Raw genomic sequence first — 15,906 nt, forward strand, 5'->3', positions numbered from 1 at the left:
GTTGGAAACGCGTCGAAACAAAAGCGGTGAGTCGTTCCGTGTTTCAATGAAACACGGAAAGACTCTAGAAGCGCGAAAGTCGTTTCATTTCGTCAGCAGGGCGGCGCCGAGGCACCGACGCCGAGCAGGCTGTCGCGGTTGCGCGCCAATGCCCGTCGCGTTTCGAGGATGGTGAAAGGAAGACGCTCGTTCGGCCGCAGCGCGACGATCGCCTCCTCGACGCCGATCGCTCCATTGGAGAGCGCGGCCTCCGCATGAATCGCAAAAGTTCCGCCGCCGCCGCCGTTCTGACGATATTCCGCGGGAAAGCGCGGATCGCGGCGATCGAGGCCGTTCGGATAAGGTTTTGCGACGAGCGCGAGCGCGTCGGCCGCGGGATATCGCGCGAGCGCGGCGAAGAGTCCTGGCGGCGCCGATCGCGCATCGACGCCGACGCTGTGCGAATGGACGGTGACGACCGGCAGCAGCGCGCGCAGCAGCTGCGGGTCCATTCCGTCGACCTGATCGAGCTCGAATGTCGTTTCGAATGGCGCATGTTTGGGCGCGAAGGGCCGGTCCGACGATGGCGGCGGCGCGGCAAGACGCGCGAATTCGGATGTCTGCGTTTCCCGAAAGCCGATGATCGCGCGCGCGAGGCCGCCGGCGTCGCCGGCTCCAAAGCCGCGCAGCGCAGCTTCGAGCAGCGAGGCCGAAGCCGCATTGATATCGAGCTTGCCGCTCTCGTCCTCGATCGAGATCGCCACGGCTGCGCCGGCGAGCGTGCAGAAGCGCGGCGCTCCGTCGTGAACGGCGGCTTCGGTCTGCAGAGGATTGGCGGGCTTCTGCTCGGCGAGCAATCCGACGATCGCCAGATTGACGGCGCCTTCCGCGAGGAGCCGCGCCTTTATCGCCGTGGAGCTGTCGACGGCGCCGCGCAGCCGCAGGCGCGCCGTCGCCATGAAGGAGGTCATCAGCAGAATGACCACGCCGAGGCCCCAGATCACAGTGAGGAGCGCGAAGCCTTTTCTCTCGGCGATCGTTCGGCGGCCGCCGGACATAGGGGAGAAAAGAGGAGCGGGTGGAGAGGAAATCGTCAGCGCGCCGCCGTGTCGCGGCTGCGCGTGATCGATCCGGCGCCGCCCTCGCGGCCCTCGGGGCCGAGCGAGCCTATGTCGAAGGGCCCGTTCTGGCCGGGGGCGCGATAGAGATAATCATGTCCCCAGGGGTCTTTCGGAATATTGGCGGATTTCAGATAGGGGCCGTTCCAGACCGTCGCGCCGGCGGGCCGGCGGGCGAGCGCGGAGAGTCCTTCTTCCGTCGAGGGATAGCGGCCGACGTCGAGATAGAACAGATCGAGCGCGCTCGAAATATTCTCCATTTGAATTTGCGTGGTCTTGACCTTCGACTCGGAGAGATAATTCAGCACGCGCGGGCCCACGAGGCCGACGATCGATCCGATGATCGCCAGCACGACCAGCATTTCGACGAGCGTGTAGCCGGCGCGCGCGGATCGCGCCGCGCGGCGAAGCGGGCGAGGTGAATGGATCGAAGCTGTGAGCGGAAGAGAAGATCGCATCGGACTCGGCTTCTGGAGGCTGTGCGTCGCACAAGCGGAAAGAGCAACGCCAGACTAGGCAGAGCAGGCCGACGAGTCCAGCGGCGGAGCGCGTCTCGCGACGAAGGAATTCGCGCGTCTCGTCATGCGATCGACATGAAGACATGCGTCGCGAAGACATGCCTCGCGAAGACATGCGTCGCGATGGGAAGCGCGCATCCGCTGCGCGATCTGGATATCGACGGCGTCGCTTGACAGCTCTTCGCCCATGGCGGTCAACTCCCTGTCATGCGCAGACGAATCGCCCGACCTCATTCGGCCGCAAGGCCATTCTCCTTCGGCAATCCATGAAAGTCGTCGGTCTGTTCGCCGGGATCGGCGGCCTCGAGCTCGGGCTGGCCCGCGCCGGGCATGAATGCCTCATGTTTTCCGAAAATTGGCCGCTCGCCGCGCATGTGCTGGCGGCGCATTTTCCGCAGACGCCCAACGCCGGCGATGTCGTGTCGCTGCGCGCCCTGCCGGGCGAGACGGAACTGGTCGCCGCCGGCTTCCCCTGTCAGGATTTGAGCCAGGCTGGCCGCACCCAGGGCATAGGGGGGCGCAAATCCTCGCTGGTCGAGCATGTGTTCCGCCTGCTCGACGCGACGCGCGCGCCGCATGCGCTGCTCGAGAATGTCTCCTTCATGCTGAGCCTCGATCGCGGTCGCGCCATGGCGCGGCTGGTCTCGGCCTTCGAGGAGCGCGGCTATCTGTGGGCGTATCGGGTCGTCAACACTCTGGCCTTTCTGCCGCAGCGCCGCGAGCGCGTGCTGTTTCTCGCCTCCCGCGCCGCCGATCCGGCGGACATGCTGCTCGTCGACGAGGCGAGCCCCCGTCCGCGCCCGACGTCGCTGGCGACGCACGCCCATGGCTTCTATTGGACGGAGGGGGTGCGGGGGCTCGGCTGGGCGCAAGATTGCGTGCCGACGCTGAAAAACGGCTCGACGCTCGGCATCGCCTCGCCGCCGGCGATTCTGCTCCCCTCCGGGGAGGTGGTGACGCCCGACATTCGCGACGCCGAGCGCCTGCAGGGATTTCCGGAGGATTGGACCGCGCCGGCCGAGGCGCTGGGGCGGCCCAATTGGCGCTGGTCGCTGGTCGGCAACGCGGTCAGCGCGCCGGTGGCCGAATGGGTCGGCGGCCGCCTCGAAGCGCCCGGGCTCTATGACCCGGCCCGCGACGGCGCGGTTCTGGAGGAGGGCGCCCGCTGGCCCCGCGCGGCGCGCTATGACGGAGACCGGCGCTTCGGCGTCGAGATTTCCGCCTTTCCCGTCTGGCGCGAGCGCGAGGCGCTGCATTTTTTTCTGAACCATCCGGGCAAGCCGCTTTCGGCGCGCGCCGCCGCCGGCTTTCTCGATCGCACCACGCGGGCGAAGCTCAGATTCGAGCCCGGCTTCCGGGAGGCGGTCGCCGCCCATCTCGAGCAGATGCGCGCCGCCCCGGCGCTCGTCGCCGCCCAATGAAGACGCCGCCGGCCAGCGATCCGGCGCGCTCGGCGCTGATGAAGCGGGTGCGGCAGGCCCGCACCGGAGCGGAGGAGGCCGTCGCCCTGGCGCTGAGGCGCGCGGGCCTCCATTATCGGCGCAACGTCAAGGGTTTGCCGGGCGCGCCGGATTTCGCCAATCGGAGCCGCCAATGGGCGCTTTTCGTCAATGGCTGCTTCTGGCACCACCACAAGACCTGCCCCCGCGGGACCATCCCGAAGCAGAACCGGGCCTTTTGGCTGGAGAAATTCGCGGCCAATCGCGCCCGCGATGCGCGCAAGGCCAAGGCTTTGAGAGCGCAGGGCTTTCACGTCGCCATCTTGTGGGAGTGCGAGGCGCTGGACCCCCGCCGTCTGGAGGAGCGCGTCGGCCGGCTCGCGCGTCGCCGCCCGTGACGAGAGCAGCCGAGAGAATTGGACCGGGCGCGGCAAAGGGCGGTTCACGCCGATCGCCCACGCTTCTGGCCATGCGCCCGCCGAATTGCTACAAGCCGCGGAGAGCAGTCTATATTCCGTTCCAGCCCCTCGAGACCACTTCGGCTACTCGAGACCACCACGAGCCCGTCGAGCCATGCGCAGCGCCAAATACGAGCGGGACACGAAAGAGACCCGTATCGCCGTCGCCGTCGACCTCGACGGCGACGGCAAATCCGATATTTCGACCGGGATCGGCTTCTACGACCATATGCTCGACCAGATCGCCCGCCACGCCCCGCTCGACCTCACCGTCGTCGCCAAGGGCGATCTGCACATCGATGGCCACCATACGGTCGAGGATGTCGGCATAGCGCTCGGCAAGGCGGTGGACGAGGCGCTCGGCGACCGCAAGGGCATCGCCCGCTACGGCGACGCCCATGTGCCGCTGGACGAGGCGCTCGCCCGCGTCGTGGTCGATATCTCCGGCCGGCCCTTCCTCGTTTTCGACGTCGCCTTTCCGGCCGCCAAGATCGGCGAGTTCGACACAGAGCTGGTGCGTGAGTTCTTCCAGGCTTTCGCCGTCAATGCGCGCATCGGCCTGCATGTCGAGGCGCTGCGCGGCGTCAATTCGCACCATATCGCGGAATGCTGCTTCAAGGGCTTCGCCCGCGCTTTCGGCAAGGCGGTCGCGCCCGATCCGCGCCGCGGCGGCGGCGTGCCCTCCACCAAAGGCACGCTCACCGGCTGAAAGGGAGGCGGGCCCATGGCCGTCTACACCGTCCATATTCCCCCGGCCGCGCCGGGCGAGGCTCCGTTGCCGGAGCGCATCGTCTTTCTGCGCGACGGCTTCTCGACGCCGGCCTTTCTGTTCGGGCCTCTGTGGCTGCTGTGGCGGCGGGCATGGCTGCCGGCCGTCCTGTGGACGGCCGCGCTCGCGCTGATCTTCGGCGGAGGGACGGCCTTCGCGCTGAACGCCGAGGCGGCCTCGGTCTTGCAGCTGGCGCTCGGCCTGCTGCTCGGCCTCGAGGGGCCGCGGCTCGTCGCCTGGTCGCTGGAGCGCAAGGGTTACACGGAGAGCGCCGTCATGGTCGCGGATAGCATCGACGAGGCCGAGGACGTGTTCTTCGCTAATTGGCGCCCCTCCGGCGTCGTCACTTTGGGAGCGCCGCCCCGCGGCGGCCGGGCGGCGATGCGTCCGGTTATCGGCGGCCTGTTCGAGGAGCCGCGCGCGTGACGACGGCGATCATCGATTACGGATCGGGCAATTTGCACTCGGCGGCGAAAGCCTTCGAGCGCGCCGCGCGGGAAGGGGAGGGAGCCGAGATCACCGTCACCAACGACCCGGATGTGGTGCGCCGTGCGGAGCGCATCTGCCTGCCGGGCGTCGGCGCCTTTCGCGACTGCCGCAGCGGCCTTTCGGCGCTCGCCGGGCTGGACGAGGCGCTGCGCGAGGCGGTCATCGAGCGCGGCCGGCCCTTTCTCGGCATATGCGTCGGCATGCAGCTGATGGCGACGCGCGGCCTCGAGCATGGCGAGGCGGCGGGCCTCGGCTGGATCGCCGGCGACGTCGCCGTCATCGAGCCCGCGGACAAGAGCCTCAAAATCCCCCATATGGGCTGGAACACGCTGGAGCTCGCGCGTCCGCACGCGCTGTTCGCGGAGATTCCCACGGGGGAAAGAGGCTTGCACGCCTATTTCGTGCATTCCTACCAATTCCTGCCGGCTTCGCCCGATCATGTCGTCGCGACGACGGATTACGGCGCGCCGCTGACCGCCGTCGTGGCGCGAGACAATCTCGTCGGCACGCAATTCCATCCCGAGAAGAGCCAGAGGCTCGGCCTCGCTCTCATCGCGAATTTTCTGAGGTGGCGTCCGTGATCCTGTTTCCCGCGATCGATCTCAAAGAGGGTCAATGCGTGCGCCTCGTCGAAGGCGAGATGTCCTCGGCGACAGTGTTCAACGACGATCCGACCGCGCAGGCGCAGGCCTTCGAGCGTCAGGGCTTCGACTATCTGCATGTCGTCGATCTCGACGGCGCCTTCGCCGGCGCGCCGATGAATGCGCTCGCGGTCGAGGGCATTCTCGCCAATATCAAAATCCCGGTGCAACTCGGCGGCGGCATTCGCGAGATGCGCACCATCTCGCGCTGGCTCGACAAGGGGGTTTCGCGCGTCATCATCGGCACAGCCGCGGTGCGCGATCCGGCGCTGGTGCGCGAGGCGGCGCGGCTCTATCCGGGCCGCATAGCGGTCGGCATAGACGCCAAGGACGGCTTTGTCGCTGTCGAGGGCTGGGCGCGTCGCACCCATGTCTCGGCGCAGGATCTCGGCCGCAGCTTCGAGGACGCCGGCGTCTCGGCCATCGTCTACACGGATATTTCGCGCGACGGCGTGCTGAAGGGCCTCAACATAGAGGCGACGCTGGCGCTCGCCGATGCGCTGAGCATTCCGGTCATCGCCTCGGGCGGCCTCGCCTCGCTCGCCGACATAGAGCGGCTGCTGCAGCCCGACTGCAAGAAGCTGGCGGGCGCGATCACCGGCCGCGCGCTCTATGATGGAAGGCTCGATCCGGCGGAAGCGCTGGCGCTGATCCGGGCGGCGACGGAGGCGGCATGAGGAGGCCGGAGGAAGCATTTCGGAGCTGGACGTCCCGGGCGGGTACCGTCAAGGTTCGTAACGTGCTCAATCCACTCCTCTGGACAATCGCTCTAGTCTTCCCGACCAGCGTCGTCGCGGTGTATCTCCTTCGAGACGACGCAATCCTGAAGTTGGTCTTTGCGGCGCTCGGCGTCGCCCCTGTTTTGGTGACGCTGGTCACTTACATTGTTCTGATATTCCGCGATCCAGATCGGCTGCAGTCGGAGGAGTATCAGCTACGCCACCACGCCATGCAGATTCTATACAGGAAAGACGCGACTGCCGAGATAGTCGACATAGTGAATGAAATGCCGCGCCTCGAAATCGAACGGAAGCAAGGGAAGGACGAGCAATGACACGCAAGCCATATATCCTTGTCTTTTCCGCAGATTCGGCGCCGGCCGATGCGGATGTTCGGCCTGTCGCGAATGTTCTGAACGAGGGCGACATGGTCTATGCGTTCGATGGAAATGTAACGTTCGTTTCGACTGCTCTCGACATTGCGACGCTCACGGAAAGATTGCGCTCGGGCCCTATAGGCGACGAGCAGTTTTTCTTGGCCGATCTCAGCGACGCGGATCGCGCAGGCTATATGGCTCCCAAATTCTGGAGCTTCTTGCGCTCGACAGAAACGCTCACATCGGCCGCCTGATGCTCAAATCCCGCGTCATCCCCTGCCTCGACGTCAAAGAGGGCCGCGTCGTCAAAGGCGTCAATTTCGTCGATCTGCGCGACGCCGGCGATCCGGTCGAATGCGCCATGGCCTATGACGCCGCCGGCGCCGACGAGCTCTGCTTTCTCGACATCACCGCCAGCCACGAGAATCGCGGCATCATGCTCGACGTCGTGCGGCGCACGGCGGAGGCCTGCTTCATGCCGCTCACCGTCGGCGGCGGCGTGCGCAACGAGGACGACATTCGCAATCTCCTGCTCGCCGGCGCCGACAAGGCCTCGATCAATTCCGCCGCCGTCGCCGATCGCCAATTCGTGCGCGAGGCGGCGGAAAAATTCGGCGCGCAATGCATCGTCGTGGCCATAGACGCCAAGCGCGTCGGCGATCATTGGGAAATCTTCACCCATGGCGGCCGCCGCCCGACGGGCATTGACGCCGTCGAATACGCCAAGGAGGTCACGAGCCTCGGCGCGGGCGAAATTCTGCTCACCTCCATGGACCGCGACGGCGCCAAGATCGGCTTCGACATCGGGCTGACCCGCGCCGTGGCCGACGCCGTCGATGTGCCGGTGATCGCCTCGGGCGGCGTCGGGACGCTGGATCATCTCGTCGAGGGCGTGCGCGAAGGCCATGCTTCCGCCGTTCTCGCGGCGTCTATTTTCCACTTCGGCGAGTTCACCATCCCGCAGGCGAAGCGATATATGGCGAAAGCGGGCATTCCGATGCGTCTCGACGGCCTGGAGCCCTCATGAGCGATTTCACCCTCGCCGATCTCGCGAAGATCATCGCATCGAAGCGGGGCGCAGACGCCGCGCAATCCTACACCAAGAGCTTGTTCGAGGCCGGAACGCCCCGCATCGCCAAGAAATTCGGCGAGGAGGCGGTGGAGACCGTCATCGCCGCCATGGAGGGCGGCCGCGAGAATCTGACGAGCGAGGCCGCCGACACGCTCTATCATCTGCTCGTGCTGCTGGAGGCCGGCGGCGTCTCGCTCGCGGATGTGCTCGCCGAGCTGGAGACGCGCACCGTCCAATCCGGCCATGCGGAAAAAGCGTCGCGCGGAGAGCGGAAATGAACGCCGAGGCCAATCTCGGGGGCGCCGTGCTGTCGCCCTATCGACGCTTCACCCGCGCCGAATGGGCGAGCCTGCGCGCCGACACGCCGCTGACGTTGACGCTCGAAGATCTCACGCGGCTCAAATCGCTCGACGATCCGATCTCGCTGGAAGAGGTCATCGAGATCTATCTGCCGCTCTCGCGCCTGCTGGCGCTCTATGTCGCGGCGACGCAAGGCCTGTTCAAGGCGACGCAGCGGTTTCTGGGCGCCGAGGACGGCAAGATGCCCTATATCATAGGCGTCGCCGGCTCCGTCGCCGTGGGCAAGTCCACGACGGCGCGCATCCTCAAGGCGCTGCTGTCGCGCTGGCCCAACACGCCCAAAGTCGAGCTCGTCACCACCGACGGCTTTCTGCATCCCAACGCCGTGCTCGAGCGCGACGGGCTGATGGACAAGAAGGGTTTTCCCGAGAGCTACGACAATCGCGCATTGCTGCGCTTTCTCTCCGATGTGAAGGCCGGCCAGCGCAATGTCGCGGCGCCGGTCTATTCGCATCTGACCTATGACGTCGTGCCCGACGAGTTCTTCTATGTCGATCGTCCCGACATTCTCATCGTCGAGGGCGTCAATGTGCTGCTCGCCAGCCGTCCGCGCGAGGATGGGCGCGAAATCCCTTTCGTCTCGGATTTCTTCGACTTCTCGGTCTATCTGCACGCCGAGGAGGCTGTGCTCGAGCAATGGTATGTGGAGCGTTTCCAGCGCCTGCGCGAGACGGCCTTCCGCGATCCGCTTTCCTATTTCAAGAAATACGCCGATCTCGACGATGAGGAGACGATGCGCGTCGCCAAGGATATTTGGACGCGCATCAATCTCGAAAATCTGCGCCGCAACATTTCACCGACGCGCCCGCGCGCCAGCCTGGTGCTGACCAAAGGCGCGGACCATCGCATAGAGGAAGTCGCGCTGCGCAAATTGTGAGGGAGGCGCGCCAAAGCCCTGCGCTCGCGAACAGCGCCTCGTATTGATTTCGAAAAAGCCTTTCCGATGTGACCATTATCTCGGAGGATGATGATGACCAGCCGTCTCGATTATGCTCACGCCGCGCCCGAAGGCATGAAAGCGCTCGGCGTCGCGCATTCCTATGTCGCCGCCAGCGGGCTCGGCAAAGCGCTCGTCGAGCTCGCCTATCTGCGCGTGTCGCAGATCAATGGCTGCGCCTATTGCCTCGATCTGCACACGCGCGCGCTCATCAGTGAAGGATTCACCGTGGAGAAGCTCGCGCTGGTCTCCGTGTGGCGCGAGGCGGAGGCGCTGTTCAGCGAGCGCGAGCGCGCCGCTCTCGCCTGGGCGGAGACGGTGACGCGCGTCGCCGAGACCGGCGTTCCCGATGCGGAATTCGCCGCCGTCTCGGCGCAGTTTTCCGAGAAGGAGCTCACCGATCTGACGATCGCGATCGGCCTGATGAACGCTTATAATCGCATCGCCATCTCCTTTCGCGCGACGCCCGCCGCGGTGAAGCGCGCCGCGAGCCATGCGTAGCGAGAGAGGGCTCGACTGGGTGAGCTTTTTGCTCGCCGATGTGCAGAGCGGCGTCGGGCCGTTTCTGGCGATCTATCTCTGGTCGAGCCGGCATTGGGACGCCACCCATATCGGCGTCATCATGACCATCGCCGGCGCCGCGACAGTGGCCGCGCGCGCCCCCGCCGGCGCGCTCGTCGATTGGACGCGCGGCAAGCGCGGGCTCATCGCCGCCGGCGCGCTGCTCGTCGCGGCGGGCTCTGCGGCGCTCGGCCTCTTCCCCTATTTCTGGCCGGCGGCGGCGGCGCAGACCATCATCGGCGCCTGCGACGCCGTGTTTCCGCCGGCCATAGCCGCCATCAGCCTCGGCGTCGTCGGCCGCGCGCTTTTCGCCGAGCGCATCGGCCGCAATGAAGCTTTCAACCATGCCGGCAATGTGGTGACGGCGGTAGCGGCGGGCCTCGCCGGCTGGCTGATCGCGCCCGTCGCGGTGCTCTGGCTCGTCGTGCTGCTCGCCTGCGCCAGCGCCCTCGCGCTGGTGTTGATCGACGCGAGCGAGATCGACCATCGCGCCGCGCGCGGCCTTTCGGATGGCGACGACGATCCCGCCGATGGCGAGCGCCCGAGCGGCTTGCGCGTGATCTTCGAATCGCGTCCGTTGCTGATCTTCACCGCGGCGATCACGCTGTTTCATTTCGCCAATGCCGCAATGCTGCCGCTGGTCGGCGAGCGTTTGAGCGAGGGCCGCGAGCAGACCGGCTCGCTGTTCATGGCCGCCTGCATCATCGCCGCGCAGGCGGTGATGATCCCCATGGCCGCCATCGTCGGCGCCAAGGCCGATCGCTGGGGCCGCAAGCCGCTGCTGCTCGCCGGCTTCGCCGTGCTGCCGATCCGCGGGCTGCTCTACACGCTGTTCGACGATCCGCTCTATCTCGTCTCCATCCAATTGCTCGATGGGATAGGCGCAGGCCTGTTCGGCGCTCTGTTCTTCATCGTGATCGACGATCTCACCGAGGGAACAGGCCATTACAGCCTCGCGCTCGGCGCCTCCGGCGCCTGCTGGGGCGCGGGCGCGGCGCTCAGCAATGTGGTCGCCGGCGCGCTCGTCGACACCGCCGGTTTCAACGCCGCTTTTCTGTTTCTGTCCGCCGTCGCCGCGCTGGCATTTCTGCTGCTCTGGCTCGGCATGCCGGAAAGCGCTAAGCCAGCGCCTTCCGCCGCTTGAACGCGTGATTCCGCATGGCTGAAAGAGAACGCTCGCCCTTCGTCGCGGCGCTGCTGGCGGTCGCGCTCGTCTGCGCCGGCGCGCTCGCGGCCGCCGTCGGCATGACGCTGCTCGCCTCGCTTCCGGCGTTGCTCGCGGGCGGCGTATCCCCGGGCTGGACGCACGCCGTCGCCATCATCGTCTTCGCGGGGACCTATGTCGTCATCGCGCTCGGCGAGGCGCCGGGCTTGCGGCTCGATCGCGCCGGCGCGGCGCTGCTCGGCGCCAGCCTGATGGTCGGGTTCGGCGTGCTGCCGCTGGACGCGGCCTATCGCGCCATCGATTTCGACACGATCACACTGCTGCTCGGCATGATGATCGTCGTCGCCAATCTGCGCCTCTCCGGCTTTTTTCGCTTGGCGAGCAATTTCGTCGTCGCGCGCGCGAAGACTCCGCTCGCTCTGCTCGCCGCCATCGTGCTGGTGACGGGCGCTTTTTCCGCCTTTCTCGTCAATGACGCCATCTGCCTCGTGATGACGCCTTTGGCGCTCGAGCTGACCAGACGCCTGAAGCGCGATCCGCTGCCCTATCTCCTCGCCGTGCCGATGGCCTCCAATGTCGGCAGCGTGGCGACGATCACCGGCAATCCGCAGAACATGATCATCGGCGGCCTGTCGCATATTCCCTATGGCGCCTTCGCCGCGGCGCTATGGCCGGTCGCCGCCTTTGGCCTTCTCGCCACTTTCGCGCTGGTGGCGCTGTTCTATCGGCGCGAGTTTCTCACACGCGAGAGACTGCCCGAGGCGACGCCTGCGCCTGCGCGTGCGCGCGGATTTCTCGTCGTCAAATCGGTGCTGGTGACGCTCGCCATGATGGCGCTTTTCTTCGCCGGCCAGCCGGTGGCGAAGGTCGCCATTGTCGGCGGCGCGCTGCTGCTGGTCACGCGTCATGTGAAGGCGGAGAAGGTCTATCGCGAGATCGACTGGCCGCTTTTGCTGATGTTCGTCGGCCTGTTCATCGTCGTCGAAGGGCTCGAGGCGACAGTGCTGACGCCCGAGGCTGTCGCGTCTGTCGGCCGTTTCGATCTCTCTGACGCCGGCGTTCTGGCGGTCGTTTCCGCCATCCTCTCCAATCTCGTCAGCAATGTGCCGGCGGTGCTGGCGCTGAAGCCCTTCATCGCCGGCGCGGCCGATCCGCAGCGCGCCTGGCTCGTCGTCGCCATGGCCTCGACGCTGGCCGGCAATCTGACGCTCATCGGCTCCGTCGCCAATCTCATCGTCGCTGAGCGCGCCCGCGCCGCGGGCGTCTCCATCGGCTTCTGGGCCTATTTCAAATTGGGTGCGCCGCTCACGCTGATCACCATCGCCTTCGGCGCGTGGCTTTTGTCATAGAGCGCTTTCCGATCGAACGGAATCGTTCGATCGATCAGAATTCGCCCCACTGAAGAAAGCTGGATCGGATGGGTTCCAGCCGGCAACTTTTCGCCGCGCCGGGCGTTTTTATCGCATCGGAGGGCCGGGGGCCCACGAGGGAGGTCGAAATGGCGACCGCAATCCCGAAGCTCCACATGATCTCGAGCGAGCATATCGTCGGCGCGAAGGTCTTCGGCCGCGACGGCAAGGAGATCGGCGAGATCGATCATCTGATGATCGATCCCGAGACTGGTCAGGCGCGCTACGCCATCGTGAATTTCTGCGGTTTCATGTGCCTGCGCAAAGGCCATCACGCCGTGCCGTGGAACGCGCTCTGCTACGATTTCGACCGGCGCCGCTATGTGACCTCGGTGACCGAGCATATGCTAGAGGACGCGCCCGAATATGACGAGGCGAGCTGGGCCGATCGCGATTGGGAGACGCGCATCCACGCCCATTACGGCGCGGAGCCCTATTGGGAGGGCGCGGCGCGGTAGACGACGCATCTCGACATTTTCGGTCGGGTGGCTTAGCCGAGGCAAATGGCCAGACGTCTGAGCACGAAGAAACGTTCGACCGCGCTTCGCGAACGCTTCCCGGATCGTCGCGTCTTCATATTGGATGGGGCGGCCTGGGACGCGTTTGTTTCGGCGCTCGACTCGCCACCGCGACGGCATCCGCGACTGGAGCGTTTATTTCGCGAGCGTTCTGTTTTCAAGGATCGACTGTTAAATATGTATCGCCCTTCCATAGGCGTCGAGCGCGCTCTCGTGCATCGTCTCGGAGAGCGTCGGATGCGGGAAGATGGTCTCCATCAGCTCCGCCTCGGTCGTCTCCAGATTCATCGCGATGACGAAGCCCTGGATCAGCTCCGTCACCTCCGCGCCGATCAGATGCGCGCCGAGCAATCGCCCGCTCTTCGCGTCGAAGATCGTCTTCACCAGGCCCTCGGTCTCGCCCATGGCGATGGCCTTGCCATTGGCGATATAGGGAAAGCGTCCGATCTTCAGCTCATGTCCGGCCGCTTTCGCCGCCGCTTCCGAGAGGCCGACGGAAGCGATCTGCGGATGGCAATAGGTGCAGGCGGGAATGCGCATGCGCTCGATGGCGTGCGGCGAGAGGCCGGCGATCGCCTCGACACAGACGACGCCCTCATGCTCCGCCTTATGGGCGAGCATGGGCGGCCCGGCCACGTCGCCGATGGCGTAGACGCCCGCGACATTGGTGCGGCCGAGCCCGTTGGTGAGGATGACGCCGCGCTCCGTCCTCACGCCCAGCGCCTCGAGTCCGAGCCCCTCGCTATTGGGGACGACGCCGACGGCCGAGATCACGCGCTCGGCTTCGACGATTCTCTCGCCGCTCTCGGCGGCGATCGTCGCGGCGACGCTATTCTCTCGTTTGTCGAGCCGCGCGACCTTCGCGCCGGTGACGATCTCGATGCCCTGCTTCTCGAAGGATTTGCGCGCCAGCGCGGCGATCTCGGCGTCTTCCGCGGGCAGAATCTGCGGCAGCGCCTCGACGAGCGTCACGCGAGAGCCGAAGGTCGAATAGAAGGACGCGAATTCGACGCCGATCGCGCCGCCGCCGACGACGAGCAGCGATTTTGGAATGGACGGCGGCAGCAGCGCCTCGAAATAAGTCCAGACGAGTCTCCCATCCGGCTCGAGGCCCGGCAGCGCGCGCGGCCGCGCGCCGGTCGCGACGATCACATGCGCGGCCTTATAGGCCCCTTCGCCGAGAACATTCTTCGGCCGCGGAAGCTGCGGCCGGTCGCCGAAGCTCCCCGGCGCGGCGACGCGCACCTCGCCCGGCGCGGCGAGCGAGGCCTCGCCCCAGATCACATCGATCTTATTTTTCTTGCACAGAAATTCGACGCCTGCGTTGAGCCGGCCGGCGACCGCGCGCGAGCGCTTCACCAGCGCTTCCGCGTCGAAGGAGACCTCGCCCTCGATGCGCAATCCGAAATCCTTCGCATGTTTCGCATAGCGGAAGACATCGGCCGAGCGCAGCAGCGCCTTGGTCGGGATGCAGCCCCAATTGAGGCAGATGCCGCCCAGATGCTCGCGCTCGACGACGGCTGTCTTCAGCCCGAGCTGGGCGGCGCGGATGGCGGCGACATAGCCGCCCGGCCCGCCGCCGATGACGATGAGATCATAGGAATTAGACATGAAGGCCCTCGCGACTCGCTCGGCCTCATATGTGGCTGATGCGGGGCTCGGGCGCCATAGGCGACGGGCGTCAGACGGACTCCCGCGGGAGCTGCCGGCGCTGCTCGGCGCGCCCGCATTGTTCGAAATGCGCGCGGGCCGAGGCGTAGCGGCCGCGCGCGATCAGAAAGGCGACGTCCGGATTGCGCGCGACATAGGCTTCGGCGTCGAAATTCTCCGGCGTGGCGAGGATGTCGCGCGGGATCATCTGCACCCGCCCTTCATAGCGGCCATAGCGCGAAAAATGCGCGCCGCCGGAGACCATGCGGCCGCGCCGCACCGATTCGGCGACATCGGGATTGGCGTAGAGATAGGCGCGCTCGTCGAAATTCTCGAGCGTTGCGGCTTCGGCGAAGCTCGCCTCGGGCGGCAGCAGGGGAGGGGGCGCGGGTTCGCGCGGGGCGCGCGGGATCAGGCCGCGCAGATAGGACCCGGCGCGGCGCAACGCGCGGCCGCCGGAGGCCGTCGCCGCCTCGAGCCGCAGCGGAGCGAGCGCCGCGGGGCGGATGCGCTCGCCGCGCCGAATGGCGCCGGCGGCCATGTCGTAGAAACGCAGAAAATGCGCATAGCCCTGCGGGTCGCGTGAATAGAGCAACCCATAGACATCGTCGCCGGGCGGGGTGGTCGCGAGCAGGCGCGCGTCCTCCGCCTTGGGGCCGTGGAAATGCACGATGGCCGCATCCCATTCGACGCCCCAATAGGGCTTCCAATGCATATGGATCGGCAGATGGTCCCAGCGCCCCGCGAAATGCTCGTTGAGCGATTCCTGGTCGTAATGATGCGGGCGGCCGAGCGCATCGCGGGCATGTCGCAGCAGCGCATCATATCCGGCGCGCATGGCCGGGACATTGAGCAGCAGCACGCCCGAGCATAATTGCGACCATTCATGCGGCTCGTGCATGGGCGCGGCCGCGAGCAGAGGCGGACGCAGCGGCGAAAGCTCGACGCTGCGCGCGAACAGCACGTCGCAATCCGTATAGAGGACGAATTCGTCAGCGGTCTCGATCAGCGGAATATCGAGCCGCAGCAGCGCGCCGGCGGCGACCACGCGGCTCCAGCCCGGCGTCTCCGGCGTCGCCTCTATCGCGTCGATGAGGCCGGAGCGTCGGCGATGGATATGGACGGCCTCGTCATGGCCGAGGACGGCGCGGAGCCGGTCCTCCTCGCCGTCGAAGACGATATGCGGCTCGAGCCCCGCAATGTCGATCGCCGTGCGGACGGCGACGTGCAAATGCTCGGCGTAGCGGTCGAGGGCTGGCGCGTTCAGACAGGCGTACCATTTCATCCGCGTTCGTCCTCGCGGGTGGTCCCTGTCGAAGCGCCGGCGCTGATCGCTCAGGCGGTCTGCGGCAGCGCGGACTTGGCCTTTTCGACGATGGCCTTGAAGGCCTCCGGCTGGGTGATGGCGAGCTCGGAGAGCACCTTGCGGTCCACCGCGACGCCGGCCTTGGCGAGCCCGTCGATGAAGCGGCTGTAGGTCAGGCCGAATTCGCGCACGGCGGCGTTGATGCGCTGGATCCACAGCGCGCGGAAGACGCGCTTCTTGGCCTTGCGATCACGCGTCGCATATTGCATCGAGCGATCGACCGCGGCCTTGGCGGCGCGGATGGTGTTCTTGCGGCGGCCATAGAAGCCCTTGGCGGCATCGAGGGTTTTCTTGTGCTTGGCGTGCGAGGTGACGCCGCGTTTGACGCGAGCCATGACATGATCCTTTCAGGAAATCCGAA

At 66.4% G+C, this 15,906-nt stretch carries 19 protein-coding genes and 1 pseudogene; 15 read left to right on the forward strand and 5 right to left on the reverse strand.

The annotated features are described in order from the left end of the window. Window positions 1–92: 92 nt before the first annotated feature. Complete coding sequence (locus AC6IY7_RS13220; RefSeq protein WP_497779711.1) at window positions 93–983, reverse strand: type II secretion system protein GspK; 891 nt, start codon at window positions 981–983, stop codon at window positions 93–95. 89 nt (window positions 984–1,072) lie between these two features. Then, window positions 1,073–1,555 (reverse strand): type II secretion system major pseudopilin GspG, encoded by a 483-nt coding sequence (gspG, locus tag AC6IY7_RS13225; RefSeq protein ID WP_497779713.1) that lies wholly within the window; start codon window positions 1,553–1,555, stop codon window positions 1,073–1,075. 326 nt (window positions 1,556–1,881) lie between these two features. On the opposite strand from gspG, the gene AC6IY7_RS13230 reads away from it, so the two are divergent. The 15 genes and pseudogenes from AC6IY7_RS13230 to AC6IY7_RS13300 all read left to right on the forward strand — a co-directional run. Next, window positions 1,882–3,036 carry a DNA cytosine methyltransferase gene (locus AC6IY7_RS13230; RefSeq protein ID WP_497779714.1) on the forward strand — a complete coding sequence of 385 codons (1,155 nt, stop codon included), beginning with the start codon at window positions 1,882–1,884 and terminating at the stop codon, window positions 3,034–3,036. Beyond that, window positions 3,033–3,452 (forward strand): very short patch repair endonuclease, encoded by a 420-nt coding sequence (locus AC6IY7_RS13235; RefSeq protein WP_497779716.1) that lies wholly within the window; start codon window positions 3,033–3,035, stop codon window positions 3,450–3,452. Before AC6IY7_RS13230 ends, AC6IY7_RS13235 begins: the two co-directional genes overlap by 4 nt. A 175-nt stretch (window positions 3,453–3,627) precedes the next feature. Further along, window positions 3,628–4,221, forward strand: a complete 594-nt coding sequence (hisB, locus tag AC6IY7_RS13240; protein WP_497779717.1) for an imidazoleglycerol-phosphate dehydratase HisB — start codon at window positions 3,628–3,630, stop codon at window positions 4,219–4,221. Between the two features lie 15 nt (window positions 4,222–4,236). Next, on the forward strand, window positions 4,237–4,707 hold the full coding sequence (locus AC6IY7_RS13245) for a DUF2628 domain-containing protein (RefSeq protein ID WP_497779719.1): 471 nt from the start codon (window positions 4,237–4,239) through the stop codon (window positions 4,705–4,707). Then, window positions 4,704–5,351: an imidazole glycerol phosphate synthase subunit HisH gene (gene hisH, locus AC6IY7_RS13250; RefSeq protein ID WP_497779720.1), complete on the forward strand. Its 648-nt coding sequence runs from the start codon at window positions 4,704–4,706 to the stop codon at window positions 5,349–5,351. Before AC6IY7_RS13245 ends, hisH begins: the two co-directional genes overlap by 4 nt. Continuing rightward, window positions 5,339–6,088 (forward strand): 1-(5-phosphoribosyl)-5-[(5-phosphoribosylamino)methylideneamino]imidazole-4-carboxamide isomerase, encoded by a 750-nt coding sequence (gene hisA, locus AC6IY7_RS13255; RefSeq protein ID WP_497779722.1) that lies wholly within the window; start codon window positions 5,339–5,341, stop codon window positions 6,086–6,088. Before hisH ends, hisA begins: the two co-directional genes overlap by 13 nt. Continuing rightward, window positions 6,085–6,465 carry a hypothetical protein gene (locus AC6IY7_RS13260; RefSeq protein ID WP_497779723.1) on the forward strand — a complete coding sequence of 127 codons (381 nt, stop codon included), beginning with the start codon at window positions 6,085–6,087 and terminating at the stop codon, window positions 6,463–6,465. Before hisA ends, AC6IY7_RS13260 begins: the two co-directional genes overlap by 4 nt. A 295-nt stretch (window positions 6,466–6,760) precedes the next feature. Further along, window positions 6,761–7,534 carry an imidazole glycerol phosphate synthase subunit HisF gene (hisF, locus tag AC6IY7_RS13265; RefSeq protein ID WP_497779724.1) on the forward strand — a complete coding sequence of 258 codons (774 nt, stop codon included), beginning with the start codon at window positions 6,761–6,763 and terminating at the stop codon, window positions 7,532–7,534. Then, the gene (locus tag AC6IY7_RS13270; RefSeq protein WP_497779725.1) at window positions 7,531–7,857 is read left to right on the forward strand and encodes a phosphoribosyl-ATP diphosphatase; all 327 of its coding nucleotides are present in this window, start codon (window positions 7,531–7,533) and stop codon (window positions 7,855–7,857) included. Before hisF ends, AC6IY7_RS13270 begins: the two co-directional genes overlap by 4 nt. Further along, window positions 7,854–8,816, forward strand: coding sequence for a type I pantothenate kinase (gene coaA / locus AC6IY7_RS13275; protein ID WP_497779727.1), 963 nt, complete (start codon window positions 7,854–7,856; stop codon window positions 8,814–8,816). Before AC6IY7_RS13270 ends, coaA begins: the two co-directional genes overlap by 4 nt. Window positions 8,817–8,909: 93 nt before the next feature. Continuing rightward, window positions 8,910–9,377 (forward strand): carboxymuconolactone decarboxylase family protein, encoded by a 468-nt coding sequence (locus AC6IY7_RS13280; protein WP_497779728.1) that lies wholly within the window; start codon window positions 8,910–8,912, stop codon window positions 9,375–9,377. Next, window positions 9,370–10,581 (forward strand): MFS transporter, encoded by a 1,212-nt coding sequence (locus AC6IY7_RS13285; RefSeq protein ID WP_497779729.1) that lies wholly within the window; start codon window positions 9,370–9,372, stop codon window positions 10,579–10,581. Before AC6IY7_RS13280 ends, AC6IY7_RS13285 begins: the two co-directional genes overlap by 8 nt. Before the next feature lie 14 nt (window positions 10,582–10,595). Beyond that, window positions 10,596–11,951, forward strand: coding sequence for an anion transporter (locus AC6IY7_RS13290; RefSeq protein ID WP_497779730.1), 1,356 nt, complete (start codon window positions 10,596–10,598; stop codon window positions 11,949–11,951). Between the two features lie 149 nt (window positions 11,952–12,100). Continuing rightward, window positions 12,101–12,469, forward strand: coding sequence for a PRC-barrel domain-containing protein (locus AC6IY7_RS13295; RefSeq protein ID WP_497779732.1), 369 nt, complete (start codon window positions 12,101–12,103; stop codon window positions 12,467–12,469). A 45-nt stretch (window positions 12,470–12,514) separates the two neighbouring features. After that, window positions 12,515–12,667: pseudogene (locus AC6IY7_RS13300) on the forward strand (type II toxin -antitoxin system TacA 1-like antitoxin); the annotation flags it as partial. A gap of 33 nt (window positions 12,668–12,700) precedes the next feature. Here AC6IY7_RS13300 and lpdA read toward each other — a convergent pair. The 3 genes from lpdA to rplT form a co-directional block, all read right to left on the reverse strand. Beyond that, window positions 12,701–14,140: a dihydrolipoyl dehydrogenase gene (gene lpdA, locus AC6IY7_RS13305; RefSeq protein WP_497779734.1), complete on the reverse strand. Its 1,440-nt coding sequence runs from the start codon at window positions 14,138–14,140 to the stop codon at window positions 12,701–12,703. A gap of 70 nt (window positions 14,141–14,210) precedes the next feature. Continuing rightward, window positions 14,211–15,464: a hypothetical protein gene (locus AC6IY7_RS13310; RefSeq protein ID WP_497779735.1), complete on the reverse strand. Its 1,254-nt coding sequence runs from the start codon at window positions 15,462–15,464 to the stop codon at window positions 14,211–14,213. Between the two features lie 50 nt (window positions 15,465–15,514). Continuing rightward, entirely contained in the window at window positions 15,515–15,880 is a 366-nt protein-coding gene (gene rplT / locus AC6IY7_RS13315; RefSeq protein ID WP_497779737.1) for a 50S ribosomal protein L20, read from the reverse strand. Window positions 15,881–15,906: the final 26 nt, after the last annotated feature.

The organism is Methylosinus sp. is20ea (assembly GCF_059718135.1).

What these genes read in the sequence shown, in the direction of transcription:
- gspG (WP_497779713.1), bottom strand. Translation starts at nt 1,555, where the DNA reads ATGCGATCTTCTCTTCCGCTCACAGCTTCGATCCATTCACCTCGCCCG.
- AC6IY7_RS13230 (WP_497779714.1), top strand. Translation starts at nt 1,882, where the DNA reads ATGAAAGTCGTCGGTCTGTTCGCCGGGATCGGCGGCCTCGAGCTCGGG.
- AC6IY7_RS13235 (WP_497779716.1), top strand. Translation starts at nt 3,033, where the DNA reads ATGAAGACGCCGCCGGCCAGCGATCCGGCGCGCTCGGCGCTGATGAAG.
- hisB (WP_497779717.1), top strand. Translation starts at nt 3,628, where the DNA reads ATGCGCAGCGCCAAATACGAGCGGGACACGAAAGAGACCCGTATCGCC.
- AC6IY7_RS13245 (WP_497779719.1), top strand. Translation starts at nt 4,237, where the DNA reads ATGGCCGTCTACACCGTCCATATTCCCCCGGCCGCGCCGGGCGAGGCT.
- AC6IY7_RS13260 (WP_497779723.1), top strand. Translation starts at nt 6,085, where the DNA reads ATGAGGAGGCCGGAGGAAGCATTTCGGAGCTGGACGTCCCGGGCGGGT.
- hisF (WP_497779724.1), top strand. Translation starts at nt 6,761, where the DNA reads ATGCTCAAATCCCGCGTCATCCCCTGCCTCGACGTCAAAGAGGGCCGC.
- AC6IY7_RS13270 (WP_497779725.1), top strand. Translation starts at nt 7,531, where the DNA reads ATGAGCGATTTCACCCTCGCCGATCTCGCGAAGATCATCGCATCGAAG.
- coaA (WP_497779727.1), top strand. Translation starts at nt 7,854, where the DNA reads ATGAACGCCGAGGCCAATCTCGGGGGCGCCGTGCTGTCGCCCTATCGA.
- AC6IY7_RS13280 (WP_497779728.1), top strand. Translation starts at nt 8,910, where the DNA reads ATGACCAGCCGTCTCGATTATGCTCACGCCGCGCCCGAAGGCATGAAA.
- AC6IY7_RS13285 (WP_497779729.1), top strand. Translation starts at nt 9,370, where the DNA reads ATGCGTAGCGAGAGAGGGCTCGACTGGGTGAGCTTTTTGCTCGCCGAT.
- AC6IY7_RS13290 (WP_497779730.1), top strand. Translation starts at nt 10,596, where the DNA reads ATGGCTGAAAGAGAACGCTCGCCCTTCGTCGCGGCGCTGCTGGCGGTC.
- AC6IY7_RS13295 (WP_497779732.1), top strand. Translation starts at nt 12,101, where the DNA reads ATGGCGACCGCAATCCCGAAGCTCCACATGATCTCGAGCGAGCATATC.
- lpdA (WP_497779734.1), bottom strand. Translation starts at nt 14,140, where the DNA reads ATGTCTAATTCCTATGATCTCATCGTCATCGGCGGCGGGCCGGGCGGC.
- AC6IY7_RS13310 (WP_497779735.1), bottom strand. Translation starts at nt 15,464, where the DNA reads ATGAAATGGTACGCCTGTCTGAACGCGCCAGCCCTCGACCGCTACGCC.
- rplT (WP_497779737.1), bottom strand. Translation starts at nt 15,880, where the DNA reads ATGGCTCGCGTCAAACGCGGCGTCACCTCGCACGCCAAGCACAAGAAA.